This window comes from Bradyrhizobium sp. CCGUVB1N3, from assembly GCF_024199925.1.
Classification (GTDB): domain Bacteria; phylum Pseudomonadota; class Alphaproteobacteria; order Rhizobiales; family Xanthobacteraceae; genus Bradyrhizobium.
Window position 1 is genome coordinate 14,916 of the sequence record NZ_JANADR010000001.1, and the last position, 17,257, is coordinate 32,172.

Below are 17,257 nucleotides of genomic sequence, written 5' to 3' on the forward strand. Positions count from 1 at the left end.
AAACTCTAACGAAGAGGCTTTGATGGGACTGGCAGTACCGACAAAGAGCTTCGAGTGCACCATTGAGAATGGGCTTGCACACATCGATCTGGCCCAGCCCACGCGAGGTAATCCGATCGACGGGACATTCTGTCGCGAGTTCGGCCTTGCAATTTCGGAGTTGAGTGAGCGCGCGGACGTACGGGCGGTACTGCTTTCGGCGCGCGGACGCCTGTTCAGCGTCGGTGGCGATCTGATGTCGCTGGTGAGCCAGGGAGAGGCGCTGCCGGCGACGATCAAGGCTTGGACAGCGGACCTGCACGCGGCGATCGCAAGAATGGTCCGGATGCGGGCACCCGTCGTTGCGTCCGTTCACGGCAATGTCGCGGGTGGAAGCGTATCGCTCATGGCAGCAGCAGATCTGGTGGTGATGGCAGAAACGGCGCGAATCTCCGCTGCGTTTTCCAAGATCGGGTTCAGCCCGGACAGCGGTTCGACGACGACCGTGACGCGCCGCATCGGCGTTGCCCGCGCGAGACGGTTCTTCCTGCTTGGCGAGGCCCTCGATGCCGGAACGGCGCTGTCGCTGGGCCTTGTCGATTTCGTCGTGCCTGATGACGCGGTGCAGTCCGAGGCCCTCCGGATCGCAAGGGAACTCGCCGCAGGGCCGACCGAAGCGTTTGGCGCGATCAAGCGACTGTTCTCCCAAACCAGCGATCGATCGTTCGAAAGCCAGCTCGAGGAGGAGGCCCAGACGCTCGCCGCGATTTCGCGGACCGCCGATGCCCGCGAAGGCGTCAGGGCCTTTACCGAGAAGCGCAAGCCAGTGTTCGAAGGAAAATGAGCGCCGGCTTCGCGGTCGGAAGCGACAATCTGGACCATTGGCACGAGATCGTACTCCGCCATAACGTACACACATTAACGATATAATCCGGCCGCGAAGCCGGAAGGACACAGCGCTGCAAGAGGGAGAAATCACCGTGGCCTCGGCCCTTCAAGCTTCTCACGCCGGCTTTCGTGAATCAGGCTATTGGCTCGACAAGACCGTCGATCAGTTATTGAGCGAAGCCGCCGCAAAAGCGCCGGACAAGATCGCCATCGTCGCAGACCGGGCAGATCGCGAGCAGGCTCGTCGCTTCACATATAGTGAATTGGTGAGGCTCGCGGATCGTGCGGCGAGTTCGCTCCTGCGGCTTGGTGTCGGCGCTGGCGACGTCGTGACCGTGCAGTTGCCCAACTGGTGGGAGTTCGTCGTCACCGCGTTTGCATGCAGCAAGATCGGCGCCGTGATGAATCCCGTGATGCCGATCCTGAGGGAGCGTGAGCTCGGCTACATCCTCAATTTCTGTCAGACCAAGGTCTTCATCGTTCCGAAGAGTTATCGCGGGTTCGACTACGCCGCGATGGCGCAAGGCATGCGCGCGGACCTGCCGCATCTCAAGCACGTGATCGTGGCGGATGGCGAGGGCGAAACGAGCTTTGACCGGATGCTGCTGTCGACCGAGGCCGACAAGCTTCCTTCGGGTTTGCGCCCGGACGACATGGCCGTCCTGATGTTCACATCAGGCACGACCGGCGAGCCCAAGGGGGTCATGCACACGTCGAACTCACTGGTCGCCTGCTGCAAGGCGCTGACGGGGCGGTTCGGCCTCGACTCTACCGATGTGCTGCTGGTGGCTTCGCCGGTCGGTCATATGACAGGCTATGCCGCGATCGTGCTGCTGTCGGTCCATCTCGGAGGAACGATGATCCTCCAGGACGTCTGGGAAGCCAGGCGTGGCGTCAATCTGATGGCCGGCGAAGGCGTGACCTATACCGCAGCCTCGACGCCATTCCTCGGCGATATCTGCGACGCCGTGAAGGCCGGGGCGCCACATCCGAAGAGTTTGCGCGCCTTCCTGTGCGGCGGCGCGCCGATTCCCTCGATCCTGATCGACCGCGCGGCCGCAGAACTCGGCCTCAAAGTTTGCTCACTCTGGGGCATGACCGAAGTCCTGTCTGGCACGCTCACCGAGCCGGCGCGAGCGGCCGAGAAATCGGCGCATACAGACGGCCGGGCGCAGGACGGGATGGAAGTCAGGATCGTCGACACCGATGGACGATTGGCCCCGACGGGAGAGTCGGGACGGCTGTTGGTTCGCGGCGCCCAGATGTTCAAGGGCTACTACAAGCGGCCGGAGCTGCCGACGTTTGACGGCGATGGTTGGTTCGACTCCGGCGATCTCGCCTACATGGACAAGGATGGATACATCCGCATTTCGGGCCGGGTGAAGGACATACTGATCCGAGGTGGCGAGAACGTGCCGGTCGTCGAGATCGAGGACCTGCTTTACAAACACCCGGCCGTCTCCGCCGTAGCGGTGGTGGGTTTTCCCGATGCGCGGCTCGGCGAGCGCGGCTGTGCCTTCATCGTGCCTCGCACTGGAAGCACGATCGATCTCGCTGCCGTACAGTCCTATCTAGGCGAAGCCAAGATGGCGAAACAGTTCTGGCCGGAACGTGTCGAACTCGTGGCTGAACTCCCGCGCACCGCCAGTGGAAAGATCCAGAAGTTCAAGCTGCGCGAGCTTGCAACCGCGTTGCAGACCGAAGCGTAGGTCACTGGTCAGAATAGGTGGGATCCCGCCGCTCGCGAAATGCGGCGACGGCTTCCGCGTGATCGTGCGTCTCCAGCAAGATAACCTGCTGCCGGTCCTCTATCATGAGAGCGGAATCGAGGCTGGGTGCGTCGATCAGCGTGTTGAGCGCCTGCTTGGTCATGCGCAAGCCCATGGGGGAGACCCGCAGCATCTCGTCGGCGAACGCTAACCCCTTTGCGAGCAGCTCGTCGAGCGGTGCGATGTCGCTGACGAGACCTATCGCTTTCGCGCGCTCAGCCTTGAGAAACCGTCCCGTCAGCAGCAGTTCGGAGGTTACGGAGAGGCCAACCAAGCGCGGCAGCAGGTAGCCCGAGCCCATGTCACAGCCGCCGACGCCGATGCGGATATAGGCCGCGTTCATCCGCGCGTCGGGTGCTGCAAACCGGACATCGCAGGCGAGCAGGAAGGAGAAGCCCGCACCGCAAGCCGCGCCGTGGACGAGCCCGATGATCGGCTGCGGGCACGACCGCATCAACCGGATCACGCCCGAGTAATTCTGCTGCATTCTGAGCTGGCGCTGCGGTCGGCCCTTGCCGGGGGCGGCAAACGCGTCCGATCCAAGTTCTGCACCGGCCGAGAATTGAGGTCCATCGCCGCGCAGGATTACGACGCGCGTCGTCGGCCGATCGTGAAGCCCGGCGAAGTATTCGGTCAATTCGGCGATCATGTCAGGCGACACGGCGTTGAGCTGGGCTGGTCGGTTCAACGTCAGGATCTCGATCGCGCCGCGGGTTTCGACGGCGATAGTGTTCGGGTGGGTCACAGGTGCGCTCCCATCGGTTCGTTTGTCCTTGATCGTAGATAGTAATAAAGTGTACGATATCTCCGTGCAATGCTCGTTGCGGCCCTGCGGACAAGTCGGGCGGCAGCGTCAGCAACAGGGAGCCAGGAGATGCCATACCAGTCCGTGTTCAGGCCGGATCTGTTCAAGGGCCAGACGATCATCGTGACCGGCGGTGGCAGCGGGATCGGGCGTTGCACCGCTCACGAACTCGCCGCCCTTGGCGCGAATGTGGCCATTCTCGGCAGGACCATGGAGAAGCTGACCGAAGTTCAGCATGAGATCGAAGAGGACGGCGGGCAGGCGATGAGCCATGCCTGTGATATCCGCGATGATGCGATGGTGATCGGCGCGATCGATGCAGTGTTGGCGCGATTTGGTCGTATTGATGGATTGGTCAACAATGCCGGCGGGCAATTTCGCGCTCCATTAAAGGCGATCTCGACCAAAGGGTTCGACGCCGTCGTGCGCAACAACTTGACGGGCGGCTTCATTTTCATGCGGGAAGTCTACAATCGCTGGATGGAGGCCAATGGAGGGGCGATCGTCAACATCATCGCCGACATCTGGCATGGCTGGCCCGAGTTCGGCCATTCCGCGGCGGCATGCTGACCCTGACCGAGACCGCCGCCTGCGAATGGTCGGCGTCGGCCGTCCGCGTAAACGCGGTTGCTCCGGGCGGCATCGTGTCGAGCGGTTTCGATACCTACTCGCCGGAAATGCAGAAGAAGCTCTATGACTTCACCGAGCGGGTTCCGTTGCAGCGCTTTGGAACGGAAGCGGAGATCTCGGCCGCAATCACCTACCTGCTTTCGCCGGCGGCTGCTTACATCACTGGCTCATGTATCCGTGTCGACGGTGGAACGCCGAATGCACGCACAACCTGGAAGCTGGAGCCGCACAGCCGCAGCATGCCATTCGAAGGTTTTCACCGGGTCAAGCTGCCCGAAGTGATGAAGCGCAAGGCCCGCGCCTAGCGGGTCTACCTAATCGACCGCGATGATCAGCTTGCCGTGGTTATCGCCTCGGTAAAGCCGGGCAATTGCGCCGGGGGCGTGCTCGAGGCTTGGCAGGATCTCCTCGTCATGGACGATCTTGCCGGCAAGTGCGAGTTCGGCCAGGCGCGCTGCGGCGCTCTCGAATTCGGCGAGATGATCGAAGATGATGAACCCGGACCATCGCAGGCGCCGGGTGAGAATTTCACGTTCGGGTCGCGGTCCGGTTGGGACAGGGGTCCATGACGCATTCGCCGCTGTGCCGCACTGAATGATGCGTCCGCGCAAACGCATGGTCCTGATGGCTGCATCGGCGATCGAGCCGCCGGTGTTGTCGAAGAAGATATCGTTGCCGTCGGGACACGCTGCACGGATGGCCTCGCCGAGGTCGGCGGCCCCCCGATAATTGATCATGTCCTGATAGCCGTAGCGCGCCTTCGCCAGCGCAGCCTTGTCGGCGGAGCTGGTCAGCCCGACCGCTCGGCACCCGGCAATTTGCGCGAGCTGGCCGACAAAGCTTCCCACGCTTCCCGCCGCCGTCGATACCAGGACATGTTCTCCTTGCTTTGGATCGCCGAGGCCGTGAAAGGCGAGATAGGCCGTGATGCCGTTCATTCCGAGTACGCTGAGATTTGCGCTCAGGGGCAGGGGCGATGGGGTGACGCGGCGAAGGATCGATTCCGGTGTGGTAATGCAATAGCGCTGCCAGCCAAACCATCCGTAGACATGGTCGCCGGGTCGATACTCCTGAACGTTGCTCTCGAGAATCTCGCCGACCGCAAGCGCTCGCATCGGCGAATCGAGAGGAACGGGCGCGCTATAGTTCCCCTCGTCATTGGCCCAGCCGCGCTGGGCGGGGTCGACGGAGAGAAAGTGGTTTTGGATCAGAATCTCGCCCCTGCCGGGGGCGGATATCGGCTCCGCCACCAGCGAGAAATGTTCCGGCTGCGGTATCCCGCGCGGTCGCGCCGTGAGCCGTACCTGTCGATTTTCGCGAAGGGACATGAGCGATCCTCACAATTAGTACGCTTGTGTACGATATGAGTATACGGTAGAAATCAAGCGGGAGACAAGGACATCGCGGCGGCTGTGGTCGCCGCTCCACCCTGCAAGAATGGCAAGAGGCAAACGATGGCGGGGCTCTATTTCGAGCAGTTTTCGGTCGGGCAGACATTCATCCATGAGATCCGGCGCACGGTCACGGACATGGACAACATCCTGTTCTCGTCGCTGACCTACAATCCGGCGGCGGTTCACATCGACCACGAATATGCCAAGGGCACCGAGTTCGGAAAGCCTTTGATGAATTCGATCTTCACGCTTGGTCTGATCATCGGCTTATCGGTTCAAGACACGACGCTGGGAACCACGGTCGGCAATCTCGGCATGGAGGACACCAAGTTTCCGCGCCCGGTGTTTGCCGGAGATACGCTGCGCGCCGAGACCAAGGTGATCGCCGTGAGAGAAAGCAAGTCGCGTCCGACGCAGGGTATCGTGACGTTCGAACATCGCGGTTTCAATCAGCGAGACGAGGAAGTGGTTTACTGCCGCCGAAGTGGGCTGATGATGCGGAGACCAGCATGAAGCTGCGCTCGCTTCTGTTTGTGCCGGCCGACAGCGAACGCAAGTTTGCCAAGGCCTCCAGTGTCGGCGCCGATGCACTGATCCTCGACCTCGAGGATTCGGTCGCCCCAGGGCGCAAGGCCTTTGCCCGGGACGCCGTCGAAGCGTTGTTGGGTGGCGCGACGCGCGACTGGTCGTTCCTGGTCCGGATCAATCCATTCGGCACGGGGCTCACGCTGGAGGATCTGGCGGCGGTGGTCCGTCCGGGCCTCGATGGCATTCTGATCCCGAAGGTCAACGGCATCGAGGACGTCGACCTCGTTTCGCACTATGTGGACGTGCTCGAGGTCGCGACCGGAGTTTCGCCTGGACATGTCAAGCTGCTGGTTGTTGCGACCGAGACACCCGCTGCCATGATTGGCTTCAACGGCTACGCGCGCAAAAACGAGCGACTGGTCGCGATGACCTGGGGCGCGGAAGATCTGAGCGCTGCCCTCGGTGCGCTCACCAACAAGGAGGCGGATGGGGCGTGGACCTTCCCATACCAGGTGGCGCGCGCCCAATGCCTGTTTGCGGCAGGCGCAGCCGGCGTTGCTGCGCTGGATACGCTCTATGCCGACTTCAAGGATCAGGATGGTCTTGCGGAAAGCTGCCGCCTTGCGCGGCGTGACGGTTTCGTGGGGCGCGTAGCAATCCACCCGGATCAGGTTGCAACCATCAACACATGCTTCACGCCATCGGAGACTGATCTGGCGCATGCGCGCCGTGTCGTCGCGGCGTTCGCTGCGGCGCCGGATGTCGGTACCGTCGGGATCGATGGGAAGATGTACGACATTCCGCACCTGGTTGCAGCGCGACGGACCTTGGCGTCGGTCGGGGAGGGACATTCGAATGGACAATAGATCGTTCTCCGACCAACTCGACGTGCCTGAAGATCATGCTGCGATCCGCGAGGGCGTGCGCGCGGTCGTTACGCGTTTCGACGACGAATATTGGTTGGCGCGCGATGACGACGGCGAGTTTCCGCGCGAATTCCACCGTGCGATGGCGGACGCTGGCTGGCTCGGCATTACCATGCCCGAAGAGTATGGCGGCTCCGGACTTGGTGTCACCGAGGCCGCGATCATGATGCATGAGGTTGCCAGCCATGGCGGCGGCATGACGTCGGCATCCGCCGTTCACATTAACCTGTTCGGACCGCATCCAATCGTGGTGAAAGGATCGGACGACCAGAAGCGGCGTTGGGTGCCGCGGCTCGTCTCGGGCGAAGACCAATGTTGTTTCGGCTTCACCGAGCCGGACGCTGGCTTGAACACCACGCGCATCAAGACATTTGCCGAGAAGGTCCCGGGCGGCTATCGCGTCCACGGCCAAAAGGTGTGGACGTCGACCGCTCAGGTCGCGAACAAGATCATGCTGCTGACCCGGACCACGAAGTTCGAGGATTGCAAGCGGTCGACCGACGGCATCACCATCTTCTACACCGACCTCGATCGCTCTAAGATCGAGGTGCGCAGAATCCCAAAGATGGGCCGAAAGGCGGTTGATTCGAATGCCATCTTCATCGACGGTCTCTTCATCCCCGAGTCAGACCGGATCGGCGAAGAAGGCAAGGGCTTCTCCTACATCCTTCATAGTCTTAACCCGGAAAGGATCCTGATTGCCGTCGAGGCGATCGGAATTGGACAGGACGCGCTGCGCAGGGCAACACGATATGCCAAGGAGCGCGTCGTGTTCGATCGCCCAATCGGCCAAAATCAGGCGATCCAGCATCCGCTGGCAGAGAATTGGATGTATCTGGAGGCGGCATGGCTGATGGCGATGCGCGCAGCCTGGCTCTACGACTCCAACAAGCCATGCGGTGCAGAAGCCAACAGCGCCAAACTGCTCGGCGCACGAGCCGGTCACGACGCTGCCTGGCAGGCGATCATGACACATGGCGGTTTCGGCTATGCCAAGGAGTACCACGTCGAGCGGTTGTTCCGGGAGGTCTCGATCACGCGCCTCGCACCGATCACCGAGCAGCTCATCCTGAGCTTCATCGCCGAGAAGGTGCTCGACCTGCCGAAGAGCTACTGATCCGCTCTTTTGTCTCTCAAAGACTGCGCGAGATCAGCTCGCGCATGATCTCTGAGGTGCCGCCATAGATGCGTAGCACCCGTGCATCCGCGAACAGCCGGCAGATCTCGTACTCGCGCATAAAGCCGTAGCCGCCGAAGAACTGCAGGCACTGATCGACGAGCCTACCGTGCATCTCGGTAACCCAGAGCTTGGCCGTCGAGGCGCCATAGGTGGTCAGCTCACCACGAACATGCTGGCTCAGGCACTGATCGACATAGGCCCACCCGACCTGGAGATCCGATTTCAGATCGGCCAGCTTGAAGCGCGTGTTCTGATAGGTTCCGATCGCTTGTCCGAAGGCCTTGCGCTCCTGGACGTAGGTCTTGGTGATGTCGAATGCCTTCTGTGCCGATGCAATCGAGTGGAGGGCGATCGTCAGCCGCTCCTGTGGCAGCTCACTCATCAGCGCGCCCATAGCGCCGCCTTCCGAGCCCAAAAGGTTGCTGACGGGGACGCGGACCTGGTCGAAGAACAGCTCCGACGTATCGGAGGAGAGATGGCCGAGCTTGTCGAGATTGCGGCCGTGTCTGAAGCCCGCGCGGCTGGTCTCGACGATAATCAGGCTCATGCCGCGTGATCCGCCCTCGGGATTGGTACGGGTGACGGCAATGACCAGATCGCACATCTGGCCGTTGGAGATGAAAGTCTTCTGGCCGGAGATAACGTACTCATCTCCTTCGCGAACGGCGCGGGTGCGGATGCCCTGCAGGTCGCTGCCGGTCCCAGGCTCGGTCATGGCTATCGCGCACACGGTCTTGCCGGAGACCATCCCTGGCAGCCATTTCCGTTTCTGCTCTTCCGTGCCGTAGCTCAGCAGATAGCCACAGCAGACGTCGTTATGAACCGAGAAATCGGTTGCCGGACCTGCGAAGCCCGAATAGGCGAGCTCTTCGATCACGACGGCGTTGTGGCGAAAGTCGCCGCCGATGCCGCCATATTGTTCCGGCACTTGCGGGCAGAGCAGGCCGGCATCGCCGGCTGCGGGCCACAGCGCGCGGTCGATGATCCCGGCCTTTTCCCATTCCTGGAAGTGTGGCGCTATCTTCGCAGCGGCAAAGCGCCGGACGCTTTCTCGCAGGAGGGTGTGCTCTTCGTCGTAGACCGGGCGATTTGGCAGCATGTCTGTCAACCGTAAGCTGAGCGCTAGAAGGCGACCTTGTCGCCGCCCTTGAGCTGGAGGATTTCACGTGCTTCGTCGGGGCTTGCGATCTCGAGCCCGAGGCCCTCGATGATCTTGCGTACCTGCGTCACCTGCGCCGCATTGGTTTCGGCAAGGCGGCCCGAGCCGATCCACAGGCTGTCCTCTAGTCCAACCCTGACATGGCCGCCCATTGCCGCCGCCATTGCGGCCACCTGCATCTGCGCGCGGCCGGCGCCGAGCACCGACCAGCGATATTTGTCGCCGAACAGGCGATCCGCCGTTCGCTTCATATGCATGACGTCATCGGGATGCGAGCCGATGCCGCCGAGCAGTCCAAAGCAGGTCTGGATGAAGAGGGGCGCCTTGACCAGTCCTTCGGTCAAGAAATAGTGCAAGTTGTAGAGATGGCTGGTGTCGTAACACTCGAACTCGTACCGAGCGCCAGAGCTGTTCAGCGTCTCCAGCGCGTAGCGAATATCCTTGAACGAGTTGCGGAAGACGAGATCGTGGGAACCTTCGAGCATCTGAGGCTCCCAGTCATGCTTGAAGGTCTTGTAACGCTTCAGCATCGGGAACAGGCCGAAATTCATCGATCCCATATTGAGGCTCGCGACCTCCGGCTTCCAGCTCGCTGCCGGACGGACGCGCTCCTCCACGGTCATGTAGGGCGACCCGCCTGTCGTCAGGTTCACGACGACGTTGGAGCTCTGCTTGATCACCCGGAGGAAAGGTTCAAAGGCCTCCGGGGATTGATCCGGCCTTCCGTCGACCGGATTTCGCGCGTGCAGATGCACGATGGCGGCGCCAGCTGCCGCAGCGCCGAGTGCGGACTCGGCGATCTCCGCCGATGTCACCGGCAAATGCGGCGACATCGAGGGGGTGTGGATCGATCCCGTGACCGCGCAGGAGATGATCACCTTTTGCGACGCCATGGCTTGGTCTTCCTGCTGGCTTGGTCTTCCTGGGCCCGCGCCGCTCAGCGCGTGAACTTGTGAAAGTCCGGATCGCGCTTCTCGTTGAAGGCCGCGACGCCTTCCTTCGATTCCGCAGTGTCGTAGAACAATTTCACGGCGTGAAGCGCAAAATTGCTGATGCCGCGGATATTGTCGGAATCGGCGTTGAAGGATCGCTTTGCGAGTGCAATGGCGGTCGGCGAGCGCTGCGCGAGCTTGTCGGTCCAGTCCTTCACGGCCGCGTCGAGTTGCGCCATCGGCACCACCTTATTGACCAGACCCATCTCGCGGGCCTGCTCAGCGGTGTAGCGTTCATTGAGGTACCATATTTCGCGGGCCTTCTTGTCGCCGACGTGGCGGGCCAGGAATGCGGTGCCCCAGCCGGCGTCGACGGAGCCGACCTTGGGACCGACCTGACCGAACTGAGCCGTATCGGCAGCGATTGTGAGGTCGCAAAGCGTAGCGAGGACGTTGCCGCCGCCAATCGCAAATCCGTTGACCCGGGCGATGACCGGCTTCGGGACATCGCGGATCAGGCCCTGGATCTCGTCGATCGGCAACCCGACCACGCCGCGGCCGTCATACTGACCCTCATGGGCGGATTGATCGCCGCCGGTGCAGAAGGCTTTCTCGCCTGCACCCGTGAGTACGATGCTGGCGACATTGCGATCGTTGCCGGCAATCTGAAAGGCCTGGATCAGCTCGTCTAGCGTGCGTGCACGGAAGGCGTTGTATACCTTTGGCCGGTTGATGATGATCCACGCGGCGCGGTCGCGCACTTCATAGATGACGTCGGTGAATTGCTTGGGATCGGTCATGGCAGGTCCTCGCGCGTTAGATCATGTTCATTCCGCCGGAGACGGAGATGGTTTGCCCGGTGATGAATTTGCCGTCGTCGGAAGCGAGCATCGCAACAATCCCGCCGTAATCGTCGGGTTCACCCATCCGCTTGAGCGGGATGCCCCGAACCATCGCGTCTTTCCATTTCACGGCGTGCTCACCCTCGCCAAGCACGGATGCCATCATCGGCGTGTTGGTTGGACCTGGGCAGACGGCATTGAGCAGGACGTTCTTGCGTGCCAGCTCGCGCGCCAGCGATTTCGTGAACGAGATAAGGCCACCCTTGCAGGCCGAGTAGACGGCCTCGTCGCTGGTGCCAACGCGGGCGGCGTCGGAAGCGATGTTGACGATGCGGCCGCCGCCGCGCTCGGCCATCAGCGGCGCAATCGCCTTGTGGGTATTGAGCGGTCCGTAGAGATTGATGCGGATGATCTTGTCCCAGAGCTCCCGATCGGTCTTCAGGAATGGCATCGGACGGTCCCAGCCGGCATTGTTGACCAGAAGCCAGATCGGGCCGAGCTCGGCCTCGACCTTGCCGACCGCGGCATCGACGGAGGCGGCATCGCCGACGTCGACCGCATAGGTCTTGATGACGGCCTGCGGCGCGAGTTTTGCGGTGTCTTCGCCGCCTTGCGGATTGATGTCGAAGATCGCGATCTTGCAGCCTTCTTCAGCCAAACGCAGCGTCAATCCTCTTCCGATGCCTTGTCCGCCGCCGGTCACGACGGCCACTTTTCCCGATAGGCCCTTCAACGTCGATCTCCCTTGTGGTTTGTCGTTTCTTTGGCAGCCTTCGATGGAGCGAAGGCGAGGGGGCTATGAGGCCGCCCCGTTCCTTTGAATGTCATATCCGCGCTGCGAGTACATTTGGCGCGCAATGATCGTCTTCATGATCTCGATCGAGCCGCCTGCGATCTTCACCACCCGAGCGTCGGCATAGGCCCGGGCGATCGGGTACTCCCACATGTAACCCCAGCCACCGAAGAGCTGGAGGCATTCATCGACGGTCTCGCAGTGCAGCTCCGAGGTGAACATCTTTGCCATGGCGGCGTCGACCGGATCGAGCTTTCCTTCCATGAATAGGGCGATGCACTTGTCGGTGAAGACGCGTGCGACGGTGGCCTTGGTTCGGAGCTCGGCCAACTTGAATTGCGTGTTTTGGAAGTCGGCGAGCTTCTGGCCGAAGGCGCTTCGTTCGGATGTGTATTGCAGCGTCCAGTCGATCACTGTCTCGATGACGGTCGCAGACCGAATGGCCTGTGCGAGTCGCTCCTGCGACAGTTTGGTCATCATTTGGGCGAAGCCGCGCCCCTCCGTACCGAGCATGTTGCTCGCGGGAATACGAACATTGTCGAAAAAGAGCTCGGACGTATCTTGTGCCCTCATGCCGAGCTTCTCTAGATTCCGGCCGCGCTTGAAGCCGGGCCGATTGCTCTCGACGATGAAAAGAGTCACGCCCTTGGCGCCTGCCTTGCTGTCGGTCTTGGTCGCGAGCACAATGAAGTCGCAAAGCTGCCCGTTTGAGATGAACACTTTCTGGCCGTTGATGACGAAGTCGTCACCGTCGCGCGCGGCCCGCGTGCGGATCGCCTTGAGGTCGCTCCCGGCGTGAGGTTCCGTCATACCCAGGGAGCCGATCGCTTCGCCGGACACCATCTTGGGTAACCATTTGCGTTTCTGAGCCTCGCTCCCGAAGGACAGAAGATAGGTGGCGACCAGGTCGGTGTGGATCAAAAAGCCAGGACCGCTGGCTCCCGCCCGCCAGAGCTCTTCGAACACAACAACGTCGAAGAGATAGTCGAGGCCCATGCCGCCATATTCTTCTGGCACGGTGCAGCAGAGGAGGCCAGCCGCGCCGGCCTTCAGCCACAGGTCTCGCGGAACGATGCCCTCTTCTTCCCACTGGGCATGAAAGGGTACGATTTCGCTCTCGACGAAGCGACGGACCGTCTGCCGGAAAATCTCGTGTTCCTCGCGAAAGATCGTGCGTTCGATCATTGTCAAATGTCGCCTCGTCTGATTTAGTTCGCTAGTGTACAGTATTTGATTGGGGTATACAACCCGAAACGATACGCAGGCAATATCGATCGTACACCAATGAACGGTAGCGGGGAGAGCAAGCGATGACAGTCGGGCCGGTGCTCAAGCAGTTTCGCCTCGAACTGACCGAGCAACACGTCGTGCACCTCATCTTCGACATGCCGGGACGAACGATGAACGTGTTCTCGAATGCTGCGATCGAGGAGCTTGGGTTGTTTGCGGACTGGCTCAAGCAAAGCGACGTGGCCGGGGTCGTCATTCGTTCCGGTAAGTCGATTGCCTTCTGCGCTGGCGCCGATTTGGCTGAGTTGGAGACTGCCTACGACATGATCATGGCCGCGGCGCCCGCCGACCGCGACCGCCTGGCTTTCAATCATTTCTTTCGATTGAGTCATGGGTTGCGAAAGCTGGAGACGGCCGGCAAGCCGGTCGCAGTGGCAATCGCTGGTCTTGCTTTGGGGGGCGGCTGCGAGTTTGCCCTTGCAGCGCATCATAGAGTGCTTGCCGATCATCCCCAAGCGACATTTGGTTTGCCGGAATCGCTTGTCGGACTATTGCCGGGCGGCGGCGGAACTCAGCGCCTGCCGCGTCTGATTGGCATAGAGGCGGCGCTGCCCGTCTTGCTTGATGGCGCCCGACTCAAAGGACAAGAGGCTGTTTCAGCCGGACTTGCGCATGAACTGACGGCGCCCGGCGAAGAAGTTGCGGCGGCTGAGCGCTGGGTGCTGTCGCGTCCACTCGCGGCACAGCCTTGGGATCGGCTAGCTTGGCACGCGTCGGATGCGCCGCGCGTGAGTGTAGAAATTGCAGAGAAACGGAGCAAAATGCTGGCCGAAACGCTCGGCCACTATCCGGCCCCAACAGCCATTCTCGACTGCGTCGAACAGGGCCTCCCGCAGGACTTCGATACGGCGATCCGAACGGAGATGCAGATCTTCGCAAAGCTGATCCAGAGGCGAGAGCCCCGCAACATGATCAGGACCTTGTTTCTCGGCCGGCTGGATCACGAGCGGCAGAAGAAGGTCGGTATGAATCCCAAGATCGCCGCGGCGGTCGCCGAAGTTTCGAAAGCGGTGGGCGTTCAATCCGAGTGTGGCAAAGAGCTTGTCGAGGCGTTCGCGCGGGCGGGCTTTCGTGTCGAGCGGCCGTGCAAGGTCGAGTTCGATGGGCGAATTGCGGGCGCGGTCTATTGGCATGACGATGAGCCGCGAACTTGGGGCAAGGAGCTATTGCGGGCGCGGTTGGCGGATGCCGAAATCGCGGCCGCAAGCTGGCGAACGCAACTCGATGATTCCGAGCGTCGAGCTGCCGACTATGTGCTGGTCACGCAGGCGGGCTTTCCCGCCTACCTAGGTGGCCTGTTTGCTGCCGGGCTCAGCTAGTCGAGCCCGAGGAAGGAGATAAGTCGTGTCCAGGCCTCTCGAAGGTATTAGGGTTCTCGATCTCTCGAAGGTGCTCGCAGGTCCGCTTTGCGCCCAATATCTCGGCGATCTCGGTGCCGAGGTGATCAAGGTTGAAGCGGTGGGGCAGGGTGATGAGACGCGGGGATGGCCGCCGTTCCCTGCGCCCGGCCTTGGCACAGTGTTTCTGAGCGCCAACCGGAACAAGCGAAGCATTGCCATCAATATGAAATCCGACAAGGGGCGGAAGCTTGTGCATGAGCTCGCAAAATCAGCCGACGTCGCGATCGAGAGTTTCGGCACCGGCGTTGCGGAGCGGCTGGGCATCGACGCGGCAAGCCTCTGCGCGCTCAACGATCGTCTGGTTCATTGCAGCATCTCCGGCTTCGGCCGGACGGGGCCGCTTAAGAACTCCCCAGGCTACGACGTGATCCTGCAAGCCTTCAGCGGCATCATGTCGATGACGGGCGACGAGGGCGGCGGCTACATCCGTAGCCCGATCTCGCCGATCGACCAGATGACCGGTGTCCATGCCTTCAGCGGCATCCTGGCTTGTCTCTTTGCACGCGAGAAGTCGGGCAAGGGCGCCGCGATCCAGGTATCGCTGTTCGACACGGCACTTGGACTCCTCGGCTACAATCTACAGACGTTCTGGGAGCGGGGGACGCAGCCGGCCAAGTGCGGATCGAGCCACGAATCGTTATGTCCGTACCAAGCATTCGAGGGCACGGACGGGCCGATCATGATCGGAGTGGCCAACGACAACCTCTGGCGCAAGTTCTGCGGCGTCGCCGGCCTGAATGCAATCGTGGATGATCCGAAATTCCGGACCAACGCGGAACGGGTGAAGCATCGTGCCGAGACGTTGCGCCACGTTCAGTCAGTGATTGCTACCAAGTCTGTCGAGCATTGGAATGCGGCCCTGAACGAGGTTGGCATTCCCTGTTCACCGATCAACACGCTCGCCCAGCTTCTTGAGCATCCCCACACGAAGGCAGATAAGCTCATCATGCAGTACGACCATCCCGCGGTTGGCCCTTTGAACTGCGTGGGTCATCCCGTCACGTTCGTTGGGCAAGAGCGTGATCCCGGCCTTCCTCCGCCAACGATCGGGCAGCACACCGACGACGTCCTGACCGAGCTCGGACTATCTGCTGCCAGCATCGCGGAGCTGCGCCGCGATGAGGTCGTGAGTTGACTGGTGTCCATGCCGCACGCGATGCGATGGCATCAGATGGGCGTGAAGAACGGTAGCGGGGCGCCGTCGGTCGGCTTGAACACCACCTTCACCTTCTGGCCGATCTTGAGCTTCTCGAGATCGCAGTCGACGAAGTTGGTCTGGACCGACGGGCCTTCCTTCAGCGTGACGTAGCCGATGGAATAAGGACCGGTCGGCGACTTCCGCATCAGGCTGTACGTGTAGATCGTGCCCTCGCCCGAAGCCTCCTCCCACACCGTTTTGTCGGAATAGCAGAACGGGCAGATCGAGCGCGGGAAGTAGTGCGCTTCGCCGCAAGCGGTACAGCGCTTGATCATGAACTTGCCGCGGCTGGCCGCGTCCCAGAATGCTGCGGTCTCCGGATTGGTCACCGGAGCCGGATACTTTTTTGCATCTACCATCACACGCGCTCCAGAATGGCCGTCGAGGCGGCATGGCGAACGCCCAAAAGGCCGCCGGTGCCGTGAGCGATGGCGAGATCGCAATTTTTCACCTGCACCTTCGGATGCGCCTCGCCGCGCAGTTGCCTGACAGCCTCGATGATCTTGGTCATGCCGCCGCGGTTGACGGGATGGTTGCTGCAGAGGCCGCCGCCATCGGTGTTGAACGGCAGCTTGCCGACGCCCGAGATCAGATTGCCGTCGGCGACGAACTTGCCGCCCTCGCCCTTCTTGCAGAAGCCGAGGTCTTCGAGCTGCATCAGCACCGTGATGGTGAAGCTGTCATAGATCGAGGCGTATTTGATGTCCTTCGGCGTGATGCCCGCTTCCTCGAACGCGCGCGGGCCAGACCAGACGCCGGCAGAGTAGGTGAGGTCGAGATCCTTGCCGCCGCGTGGACCCTTCATCGCTTCTCCATGACCGATGAGACGCACCAGCGGCTTCTTCAGGCTCCTGGCGATCTCCGGAGAGGTCACGATCAGCGCACCGCCGCCGTCAGTGACGACGCAGCAGTCAAGCCTGCGCAGGGGGTCGGAGATCATCGGCGAGTTCAGGACATCCTCGACGGTCACGACATCCTTGAGCATCGCATGCGGGTTGTATTGCGCATGATGCGAGGCCGCGACCTTGATCCAGGCAAGCTGCTCGCTCGTAGTGCCGTAATCGTGCATGTGGCGCATGGCACACATGCCATACGCATTATGGGTCGTCGCGCCATAGGCGGTTTCGAAGTCGGCCTCGGCGCCCGGTGTGCGCACCTGCGGCGGCCCGGTGCGCGGCTTGCCCGCCAGCGTAATCAGCGCGATCGAGCATTTGCCGGCGGCGATCGCTTCGGCGGCATGGCCGAGCTGAATGATGTAGGAACAGCCGCCCGTGTCGGTGCTGTCGACGTGGCGTACCTTCAGGCCGAGATAATCGACCATAGGCCAGGCGCCTCCGGGCGCATCGCCGGACAGAAAGTAGCCGTCGATGTCATCCTTGGAGAGCCCCGCATCTTCGATCGCGCCCTTGGCGACCTCGGCGTGGAGCTGCGCGGTGGATTTGTCCGGCGCATGCCGGGTCGGGTGTTCGTAGATTCCGGCAATGTAGGCCTTGGCCTTGATGGTCAACGAAGGTCTCCGTTCGTGTGTTTCTGGCTTGAGGCCC

At 61.6% G+C, this 17,257-nt stretch carries 18 protein-coding genes; 9 read left to right on the top strand and 9 right to left on the bottom strand.

Features of this window, described 5'->3' with window-relative positions; all coding sequences use genetic code 11:
- Positions 1–22: 22 nt before the first annotated feature.
- A complete protein-coding gene (locus NLM33_RS00075; RefSeq protein WP_254093607.1) occupies positions 23–823 on the top strand; it encodes an enoyl-CoA hydratase/isomerase family protein in 801 nt (266 codons plus the stop codon).
- Between the two features lie 136 nt (positions 824–959).
- Entirely contained in the window at positions 960–2,576 is a 1,617-nt protein-coding gene (locus tag NLM33_RS00080; protein ID WP_254093608.1) for an AMP-binding protein, read from the top strand.
- A 1-nt stretch (position 2,577) separates the two neighbouring features.
- On the opposite strand, the gene NLM33_RS00085 is transcribed toward NLM33_RS00080, so the two are convergent.
- Positions 2,578–3,381, bottom strand: a complete 804-nt coding sequence (locus NLM33_RS00085) for an enoyl-CoA hydratase/isomerase family protein (protein WP_254093609.1) — start codon at positions 3,379–3,381, stop codon at positions 2,578–2,580.
- 69 nt (positions 3,382–3,450) lie between these two features.
- Here NLM33_RS00085 and NLM33_RS00090 point away from each other — a divergent pair, with 69 nt between their 5' ends.
- Positions 3,451–4,011 carry an SDR family NAD(P)-dependent oxidoreductase gene (locus NLM33_RS00090; protein WP_254093610.1) on the top strand — a complete coding sequence of 187 codons (561 nt, stop codon included), beginning with the start codon at positions 3,451–3,453 and terminating at the stop codon, positions 4,009–4,011.
- Positions 4,005–4,376, top strand: a complete 372-nt coding sequence (locus tag NLM33_RS00095) for an SDR family oxidoreductase (RefSeq protein ID WP_254093611.1) — start codon at positions 4,005–4,007, stop codon at positions 4,374–4,376. The genes NLM33_RS00090 and NLM33_RS00095 overlap by 7 nt, the downstream gene beginning before the upstream one ends.
- Before the next feature lie 9 nt (positions 4,377–4,385).
- Here the strand turns inward: NLM33_RS00095 and NLM33_RS00100 are convergent, their stop codons facing one another.
- Complete coding sequence (locus tag NLM33_RS00100) at positions 4,386–5,399, bottom strand: NADP-dependent oxidoreductase (protein ID WP_254093613.1); 1,014 nt, start codon at positions 5,397–5,399, stop codon at positions 4,386–4,388.
- A 126-nt stretch (positions 5,400–5,525) separates the two neighbouring features.
- Between NLM33_RS00100 and NLM33_RS00105 the strand changes: the two genes are divergently transcribed.
- The 3 genes from NLM33_RS00105 to NLM33_RS00115 are packed head-to-tail and all read left to right on the top strand — an operon-like array spanning position 5,526 to position 8,036.
- Positions 5,526–5,978 carry a MaoC family dehydratase gene (locus tag NLM33_RS00105; protein WP_254093615.1) on the top strand — a complete coding sequence of 151 codons (453 nt, stop codon included), beginning with the start codon at positions 5,526–5,528 and terminating at the stop codon, positions 5,976–5,978.
- Entirely contained in the window at positions 5,975–6,859 is an 885-nt protein-coding gene (locus tag NLM33_RS00110; RefSeq protein WP_254093617.1) for a CoA ester lyase, read from the top strand. Before NLM33_RS00105 ends, NLM33_RS00110 begins: the two co-directional genes overlap by 4 nt.
- Positions 6,849–8,036: an acyl-CoA dehydrogenase family protein gene (locus NLM33_RS00115; protein WP_254093619.1), complete on the top strand. Its 1,188-nt coding sequence runs from the start codon at positions 6,849–6,851 to the stop codon at positions 8,034–8,036. Before NLM33_RS00110 ends, NLM33_RS00115 begins: the two co-directional genes overlap by 11 nt.
- A 16-nt stretch (positions 8,037–8,052) precedes the next feature.
- Here the strand turns inward: NLM33_RS00115 and NLM33_RS00120 are convergent, their stop codons facing one another.
- The 5 genes from NLM33_RS00120 to NLM33_RS00140 form a co-directional block, all read right to left on the bottom strand.
- Positions 8,053–9,198, bottom strand: a complete 1,146-nt coding sequence (locus NLM33_RS00120) for an acyl-CoA dehydrogenase family protein (protein ID WP_254093621.1) — start codon at positions 9,196–9,198, stop codon at positions 8,053–8,055.
- 23 nt (positions 9,199–9,221) lie between these two features.
- Complete coding sequence (locus NLM33_RS00125) at positions 9,222–10,151, bottom strand: 3-keto-5-aminohexanoate cleavage protein (protein WP_254093623.1); 930 nt, start codon at positions 10,149–10,151, stop codon at positions 9,222–9,224.
- A 44-nt stretch (positions 10,152–10,195) separates the two neighbouring features.
- Positions 10,196–10,990 carry an enoyl-CoA hydratase-related protein gene (locus NLM33_RS00130; protein WP_254093625.1) on the bottom strand — a complete coding sequence of 265 codons (795 nt, stop codon included), beginning with the start codon at positions 10,988–10,990 and terminating at the stop codon, positions 10,196–10,198.
- Between the two features lie 16 nt (positions 10,991–11,006).
- Positions 11,007–11,765: an SDR family oxidoreductase gene (locus NLM33_RS00135; RefSeq protein ID WP_254093627.1), complete on the bottom strand. Its 759-nt coding sequence runs from the start codon at positions 11,763–11,765 to the stop codon at positions 11,007–11,009.
- 63 nt (positions 11,766–11,828) lie between these two features.
- Positions 11,829–13,010, bottom strand: a complete 1,182-nt coding sequence (locus NLM33_RS00140) for an acyl-CoA dehydrogenase family protein (protein ID WP_254093629.1) — start codon at positions 13,008–13,010, stop codon at positions 11,829–11,831.
- A gap of 125 nt (positions 13,011–13,135) precedes the next feature.
- On the opposite strand from NLM33_RS00140, the gene NLM33_RS00145 reads away from it, so the two are divergent.
- Complete coding sequence (locus tag NLM33_RS00145; RefSeq protein ID WP_254093631.1) at positions 13,136–14,434, top strand: enoyl-CoA hydratase-related protein; 1,299 nt, start codon at positions 13,136–13,138, stop codon at positions 14,432–14,434.
- A 25-nt stretch (positions 14,435–14,459) separates the two neighbouring features.
- Positions 14,460–15,650 carry a CaiB/BaiF CoA-transferase family protein gene (locus tag NLM33_RS00150; protein ID WP_254093633.1) on the top strand — a complete coding sequence of 397 codons (1,191 nt, stop codon included), beginning with the start codon at positions 14,460–14,462 and terminating at the stop codon, positions 15,648–15,650.
- Between the two features lie 32 nt (positions 15,651–15,682).
- On the opposite strand, the gene NLM33_RS00155 is transcribed toward NLM33_RS00150, so the two are convergent.
- Both NLM33_RS00155 and NLM33_RS00160 read right to left on the bottom strand, forming a co-directional pair.
- Complete coding sequence (locus NLM33_RS00155; protein ID WP_254093634.1) at positions 15,683–16,072, bottom strand: Zn-ribbon domain-containing OB-fold protein; 390 nt, start codon at positions 16,070–16,072, stop codon at positions 15,683–15,685.
- A complete protein-coding gene (locus tag NLM33_RS00160) occupies positions 16,072–17,220 on the bottom strand; it encodes a thiolase domain-containing protein (protein WP_254093635.1) in 1,149 nt (382 codons plus the stop codon). The genes NLM33_RS00155 and NLM33_RS00160 overlap by 1 nt, the downstream gene beginning before the upstream one ends.
- Positions 17,221–17,257 lie beyond the last annotated feature (37 nt).